This window comes from Microcystis sp. LEGE 08355, assembly GCF_015207185.1.
Lineage (GTDB): Bacteria > Cyanobacteriota > Cyanobacteriia > Cyanobacteriales > Microcystaceae > Microcystis > Microcystis panniformis.
In genome coordinates, this window is the sequence record NZ_JADEXI010000157.1 from 1 (window position 1) to 8,750 (window position 8,750).

An 8,750-nucleotide genomic window follows, 5' to 3' on the forward strand; every position below is an offset into this window, starting at 1 on the left:
TGAAATCATCGACAATATGATGACTTTATCCCCTAAATTACAGTCAAGTTTAGAGAGTAAAATTAAACAATTTGAGGAGGAAAGAACCATGCCTTTAGTAAGTAATATGGAGTTACGAGGAATAGAAAGCGGTAAAGAAATCGGTAAGGAAATTGGGGAGTTACGAGGGATAGAACGCGGTAAGGAAATTGGCAAGGAAATTGGTAAGGAAATTGGTAAGGAAATTGGTAAGGAAATTGGTAAAGAAATTGGCGCGTTAGAAAAAAGCCGCGATGACATAAAAACAGTTTTAACTGTGCGGTTTGGAGAGATTTCTTCAGAAATTGAAGAGATAATCGGCAAAATGACTAACCCTACTATCTTAGAAGAGCTACTAAAATTAGCAGCTACCGCTAATTCTCTCGCAGAATTTAAGCAGTCTTTGGCAAGAATCCAATCCTAGAACAACCCAATATCTAGAAAACGGGTTTCTTTGAGAAACCCGTTTTCTGTAAATTTTTGTTATATCCCCCTTGAAAGATTGGCGCGTGTTGGGGTAAAACTATTAGCAATAAACCTCTACTGTTAATGTCATGACTTCTACCCTTTTGCCGATTCTTCCTGCTGTTTACGATATTTTGTTCTATTTCGCTCAATCTGATGGTTTTTGGGCGAATTTAGAAACTGCTTTTGGCACAAGTTATGATGTGGTTAAAGCGACAGAATTACGACAACAGTGGCAAAGCCGAAATTTTGGTCAAATTCCCCCAATTGAGGTACTTAGTGATGAGGTTTTGGGGACGGCGAATGGTGCATATTCCAGTAGTACCAATAAGATTTATCTATCAGCATCTTTTTTAAATACGGCATCGTCAGCAGCGATAATTAACGTAATTTTAGAAGAAATTGGGCATTATGTGGATGCTCAAGTTAATCAGGTGGATAGCGCCGGAGATGAGGGGGCAATTTTTGCAGAGTTGGTGCAGGGAAATAGTCTGGATGTGGCAACCTTAGACGCTTTACGAGGAGAGAATGATTCGGGGATAATTACGATAAATGGGAAAATTATTCAGGTAGAGCAGCAGAATTTGATGGCAACAGCAGGCAGTGTGAATCAATCACTGTCTTTTGATGGTGTAGATGATTATGTAAGCAATAGTAATGTTTTTGCTGATGTCAGTGGCACTTTCACAATGGAATTTTGGGTAAACCCCACCGCTACAAGAGCAACTACACCTGAAGCAAATTCGGGCATTTCTGGAATAGGAAGTCAACGCTATGCAATCCACCCTACACATGGGGAGGCGGCTAACCTTGGTGCTAACCATTTTGGTGCGGGTGTCTCCGTAGGAACGAATGGAATAAGTGTTTTTGAACATACGGCTTATTATTTACCATCCTTATTGGTTCATGACACTTCCCTATCGGGCTGGAATCATGTTGCTATTGTTTATAATAACAACACTCCTAGTCTTTATCTCAATGGACAGTTTATTAAAACAGGTTTAACAAGTACCGGGATTGTACATCCTAGTATCGCCTCTCTAGGAGGTGGAGATGCGACAGGTTACGGGACATTTCAAGGTGGATTAGATGAGGTTCGTATTTGGAATACCGCCCGTACTCAAACGCAAATCCAAAATACTTTGAATTCTCAACTTAATGGCAATGAAATAGGTCTAGTTGGCTACTATAATTTTAATGAAAGCTCAGGAAACATTGCCGAAGATGGCACAATTAATAATAATGATGGTCAGATTTTCGGGGTGCTCCGAATTGATGAGATTTACTCATTTGCGGATTATATCGGCGGGAAGTATATCAATCCGAGTACAAATCTTCCAAATCTTACCGATTATTCCTTCAATAAGTTCACTATTGACCAGATTGCGGACGGGATTGTCTCTGATGGATATCCTTACAACGGCTTCGCATCACCGTACAGCAGCGGCACTGTCACTCTTGACCTTGTCGGCGAATTCAATCTGACAAGTTTCTTTCTCTGGAACGATACCAATGTTCAGCAAGAAGGAATAAAAGATTTCAGGCTGGATTTTTTCAATAAGTCGGATGTTCTGATAGACCCTGGTTTTTCATCGGTCTATACAGCACCGTTAGGTCAGACGGCGGGACAGGAATACATTTTCGATAAGGTTGTGCAGGGGGTCAGCAGGGTTGACCTCGTAGTATTGAATTCCCAGCCTTACACATTCAACCGTATTGAGATTCGTGAAGTCGGATTCAGCGGTGAACCGGATGATGATGTCACTCTTCCCAGTGTCACTTTAGCTGTATCTCCCAGTAGTGTTACAGAAGACGGGACAACAAATCTGATTTATACCTTCACCCGTAGTGGAGTAACCACTAATTCCTTAACCGTCAATTACACCCTTAATTCTTTAACTGTCAACTATACAGTTGGGGGGACAGCAACCAATGGAACCGATTACACTTCTATCCCCACCAGTGTCACCTTTGCTGCTGGTTCAGCGACTGCGACGGTAATCGTTGACCCCACTGCTGATACCACAGTTGAAAGTGATGAAACTGTTGTTTTAACTCTCGCTTCAGGAACAGGTTATACGGTTGGTACAACCGCAGCCGTCACGGGAACTATTACTAATGATGATAATTCCGGTAATAACCCTTATATTCTAGGTGGATATATAGGCTCTTGGAATCTTAACTCCAATACACCTATAGATGCTACATTTAATAAACTTACACATTTGTTCTACTCATTTGCTGATGTCACTTCAAATGGTACGGTTCAACTACCTCAAGATGGAACAGGAACAGGTGACATCGCTAAACTTCAACAAATTAAAGCTCAAAATCCCAACCTGAAAATAATGCTTTCCATTGGCGGTGGAACAGAGAATGATTTCTCCTCTGCTGCTGCTACGGTGCAGTCTAGGGCAAACTTTGCTCAGTCTGCTATCCAACTAATGAAGACTAATGGATTTGATGGTCTAGATATTGACTGGGAGTATCCTGAAGCAAATGAGGATAATAATTACATCCAATTGCTGGCACAATTGCGCCAACAAATCAATCAAGCATCTCAAAATGATGGCAAGCAATATCTTCTCACTACAGCCCTTTCTGGTTCTCCTTACATCTTATCTGCATCTGATTATGGAAGCAACCCTTACGATTTCAGCCCACAAGATTTGAAAGCAACTTCCGATTATGTGGACTTTATCAATGTCATGTCTTATGACTACCACGGACCTTGGGAGAACACAACAAATCATCAGTCAGCTTTGTATAAAAGCACCAATGACAACACCTACAACGCGGCTAAAGTAAATACTAATTGGGCGATTCAACACTATCTAAGTGCTGGTGTTCCAGCTACAGATATTGTATTAGGCGCTCCACTTTATGGGCGCACCTGGACTGGAGTTAACGCTGGTAGCAACAATGGGCTGTTCCAGCAGGGTACTGGTAGCTCTGAGCTCACATATAGGGAGCTTTATAATCTATTGGGGACAAATGGCTATCAATCTTTCTGGGATAATAGCGCCAAAGTTCCCTATATTTATAGTTCTCAAACAAAGGTGTTTAGCACCTACGAAAATAACCAATCAATTTTGGGGAAAACTGATTATGTCAAACAACTTGGAATCGGTGGTGCATTCTTCTGGGAAATTACTCAAGATTTGCCCATAACTCATAGTGATTCTTTAATCAATGCTGCGGCTACAAATTTGGGAATTAATAATGTTGTTTTACCCACCATTACCCTAGCGGTATCACCCAGTAGCGTATTAGAAAACGGACTTAACAACCTGATTTACACTTTTACCCGCACAGGAGCAACAACCAACGCCTTAACAGTCAACTATGGTATTACTGGTACTGCTGACAGTAGCGACTATACAGGTGCAACACCCGGAACCGGAAAAACCATCACCTTTGCTGCCAGTGCAAGTACAGCCACTCTCATTATTGACCCCACTGCTGATACCACAGTTGAAAGTGATGAAACTGTTGCTTTAACTCTTGCTTCTGGGACAGGTTATACAGTAGGTACGACCACCCCAGTGACGGGTACGATTACGAATAGTCCTGTCACTCCCAGTATTACTCTTGCTGTCTCTCCCAGTAGTGTTACCGAAGACGGGACAACCAATCTGGTTTATACCTTCACCCGTAACGGAGTAACCACTAATCCCTTAACCGTCAATTACACCCTCGGAGGGACAGCTACCCTTAATACCGACTACACTCGTACAGGGACTACCAATACAGTCACCTTCGCTGCTGGTTCATCCACTGCGACTGTAACAGTTGACCCCACTGCGGATACCACAGTTGAACCCGATGAAACTGTCATTTTAACCCTCGCTTCTGGGACAGGTTATACAGTAGGTACGACTACTCCAGTGACGGGAACAATTACCAATGATGATGTCACCCTTCCCAGTATTACTCTTGCGGTTGCTCCTAGCAGTGTGACAGAAGATGGTACAACAAATCTGGTTTATACCTTCACCCGTAGTGGAGTAACAACAAATGCTTTAACCGTCAATTACACCCTCGGAGGGACAGCGACTCTTAATACCGATTACACTCGTACAGGGACTACCAATACAGTCACCTTCGCTGCTGGTTCATCCACTGCGACTGTAACCGTTGACCCCACTGCGGATACCACAGTAGAAAGTAACGAAACTGTTATTTTAACCCTCGCTGCGGGGACGGGTTATACAGTAGGTACGACTACTCCAGTGACGGGAACAATTACCAATGATGATACCAGTGTCACCCTAGCGGTTTCTCCTAGTAGTGTTACTGAAGACGGGACAACCAATCTGGTTTATACCTTCACCCGTACTGGTGTAACAACAAATGCTTTAACCGTCAATTACACCCTGGGAGGGACAGCTACTCTTAATACCGACTACACTCGTACAGGGACTACCAATACAGTCACCTTCGCTGCTGGTTCATCCACTGCGACTGTAACAGTTGACCCCACTGCGGATACCACAGTTGAACCCGATGAAACTGTTGCTTTAACTCTTGCTTCGGGGACAGGTTATACAGTTGGGACAACTACCGCAGTGACGGGGACAATTACCAATGATGATACCAATGTCACCCTAGCGGTTTCTCCCAGTAGTGTCAATGAAGATGGGACAACTAACTTAGTCTATACCTTCACTCGTACAGGAGTAACAACAAATGCTTTGACAGTCAATTACACCCTCGGAGGGACAGCGACTCTCAATACCGATTACACTCGTACAGGGACTACCAATACAGTCACCTTTGCTGCTGGTTCAGCGACTGCGACGGTAACAGTTGACCCGACTGCTGACACAACTATTGAAAGTAATGAAACTGTTGCTTTAACTCTTACTGCGGGTACTGGTTATACAGTTGGGACTACCACCCCAGTGACGGGGACAATTACGAATGACGACTTTCCCCAACTCTCCATCAATGACATCACCGTAGTCGAAGGTAAAGATAATAATGCCATCCTCACCGTCACTGTCGATAATCCCAATCCCCAACCAATTAGCTTCAACTATACCACTGGACCCATTGATGCTACCGTCGATGTAGATTACACTAGCAAAACTGGAACTATCACCATTGCTGCTAATACTGCCACCGCTACTATTAGCATTCCCATCCTCAATGATAACCTCAACGAAGCCGATGAAGTCTTCACCGTCACCCTCTCCAATCCGGTTAATGCTACCATTAACCCCGAAGGAGGAATAGGAGAAGTTATCATTACTGATACTTGGCAAAGCAGTCTCACTCGCACCTTACCCAACAATGTCGAAAACCTCAGACTAATTGGCAGTAATAATATTAATGGTACAGGTAACGCTGGTAACAATAATATCACCGGAAATAGTGGCAATAATCAAATCAATGGAGGTGCGGGAATTGATAATTTAACCGGTGGTTTAGGTGCAGATACTTTCATCTTCCAATTTGGTCAATCTACCATATCCGCAAGCGATAGTATCACAGATTTTGCCATCAATAGTGATAAAATTGACTTATTAACTCAAGGTGGAACTGCCATGAATGCGCCTAGCAATTTCAGTCGTGCTGCTAATAGCACTGTCACCACTTTAGACAATTTAGTCAATCAAGTATTTACTGATGCCAATGGAGCGATTACAGGTAATCAAGAATTAGCGGTTAATAGTGCCGCCTTAGTGCAAGTAACAACCGGTGCAATAGCCGGAACTTACCTCGTTATTAATGATAGCACGGCTGGCTTCCAATCCAGCAATGATTTATTAATAAATATCACCGGATTTACTGGCACTTTACCAGCTTTAGGGAACATTCCAGTGGGTAATTTCTTTGTTTAATTAAGTAGGCGTAGGGTGCGTTAGGCGGCCATCAATTCCGTCAAAAAACCAAAATTAACAAGCCGCCGTAACGCACCAACTCTATTATTAAATCGGTGCGTTACGCTATCGCGCTTTACACCTACGAGTAAGCAAACAACTCAAATGAACCCAACAACCGCCAATTATGATGAACCCTGGAAAGAAGCATTAAGTCACCTAGAAAACGGGTTTCTTCAAGGAACTATTTAGAAACCCGTTTTCTGGACTTTAAGACAAATAAGTTGGATTTAAAGTTTTAAGGATTAAAGTTTGGTAAGTTGATTGACAAAGAGAAGCTGTCAATAAATATTGACGAATTAATTAGGGCTTGCTGAATAAATGTGAAATGTAGGGGCGAAGCATTCGGATAGAAAATCTACGGTTTCACCGATAGGTTATTGCCCGAATGCTTCGCCCGTACTTTTTGCCGCAATCCCTATATACACTAATGATTAATTGGCAATCTAATCATCATCCTTATCAAATATTCTGATTCGGTTTATTGCCTGAAGTTGGAAACGCTATATTTAACAAATCGGCTCGGCTCGACTTTGTGTTATAATCAAAGCAAGGCTTTAAAGACGATATTCTCAGCAAATTATGCCTATTGTTCTTCCTGGCACTCTAATTTCACTGAAAGATTAATTTAACCTTGATCTGTCGGGATTGATTTCTTAACCTTTTAATAAATTGATTTTTTCCCCGGTCAGGCTAGAATCAGTAGGATTAGCATCCAAGATAATCGGGGTAACTTTGGTTAATCTGGGGCAATATAGCCTAAAAAACGCCCAAAATAGTCAAATTTAGGCTGAAGTGGCTTCTTTCTAACTGTTTAATCTATTATTTAGGTATTAGACTCTATGACTAAAGCTCCTACCGTAACTTCTGCAATCGATCTTAAAGATTCGCAATATTACTTTAACCGAGAATTAAGCTGGTTAGAATTTAATCGTCGCGTGCTTTATGAAGCACTTGATCCTCGGACTCCCCTACTGGAAAGATTAAAATTTACCGCCATTTTTTGTGCCAATCTCGACGAATTTTTTATGGTACGGGTGGCAGTGCTTAAACAACAGGTAGAGGCAAATGTAGCCGTTTTAAGTGCCGATGGCCGGACTGCCTCGGAACAGCTAATCGAGATCAGTAAACGTCTCCGTCCCCTTGTGCAACAGCAGGATCGTCTTTTTGAACACACCCTAAAAAACCTCTTAGTAGAACAGGGAATTCATCTGATTAACTATGTAGATTTACATCAAGAACAGCGCAATTATCTCCATGATTACTTTGAACAAAATATTTTCCCCGTTTTAACTCCTCTAGCGGTGGATCCTAGTCATCCTTTTCCCTATATTTCTAATCTTAGTCTCAATTTAGCCGTAGTCGTTCGCGATCCCGACACCGATAAAGAACTATTTGCCAGGGTGAAAGTACCGCAGGTTTTCCCCCGTTTTCTGGCATTATCCAAAGAATTACGTCACCAAGATGGAAAAGCTTCGATTTGGACGGGAGTACCCCTTGAACAGGTGGTAATGCACAATTTAGAGGCACTTTTCCCCGGCATGATCATTCAAGAATGTTATCCTTTTCGGGTGACGCGCAACGCCGATATCTCCGTCGAAGAAGATGAGGCCGATGATTTATTATTAGCGATCGAGGAAGAAGTCCGCAAGCGCCGCATCGGTAAATCGGCAGTACGTCTGGAAATCCACAGTTCTACTCCTAGCAATATTAAAGACCGGATCATGCGCGATCTGGGACTTGAGGAGATCGATGTTTACGATGTGGATGGACTGCTGGGACACAAGGATTTATTTTATTTTCTGTCTTTACCCTGTCCCGAACTGAAGGATCCCCCTTGGAGTCCCGTCACCCCACCGGTTCTACAGAGATTGCGAGAAATAGTTGACGGTAACGAAGACGGCATTTTAGAACAGGATGGCGAAGATATTTTTACTTTAATTCGCAATAACGATATTCTCGTTCATCACCCCTACCATTCCTTTAGTGCCTCAGTACAACAGTTTATCGCCCAGGCGGCCTATGATGCCCATGTTTTAGCGATTAAAATGACTTTGTATCGTACTTCCGGAGATTCCCCGATTGTCAATTCCCTGATTGCAGCCGCGGAAAATGGTAAACAGGTAGCGGCGTTAGTGGAACTAAAAGCTCGCTTTGATGAGGAAAATAACATTAGTTGGGCGAAAAAGCTCGAACAAGCCGGAGTTCACGTTGTTTATGGCTTAGTTGGTCTGAAAACCCACACGAAAGTGGTTCTCGTGGTCAGAAAGGAAGGGGATAAAATCCGTCGTTATTTCCATATTGGCACGGGCAATTATAACCCAAAAACGGCTAAATTATACACTGATTTGGGTTTACTTAGCTGTCGCGAGGATTTAGGGG

General features: G+C 42.6%; 2 protein-coding genes and 1 pseudogene. All 3 read left to right on the forward strand.

Features of this window, described 5'->3' with window-relative positions:
* Window positions 1-442, forward strand: a pseudogene (locus IQ242_RS10200) (hypothetical protein); the annotation flags it as partial.
* Window positions 443-572: 130 nt separating this feature from the next.
* Window positions 573-6,329, forward strand: a complete 5,757-nt coding sequence (locus IQ242_RS26080) for a glycosyl hydrolase family 18 protein (RefSeq protein WP_228020918.1) — start codon at window positions 573-575, stop codon at window positions 6,327-6,329.
* A gap of 881 nt (window positions 6,330-7,210) precedes the next feature.
* Window positions 7,211-8,750, forward strand: a 1,540-nt coding sequence (ppk1, locus tag IQ242_RS10230; protein ID WP_193959888.1) for a polyphosphate kinase 1, incomplete at its 3' end; no start/stop codon positions are given.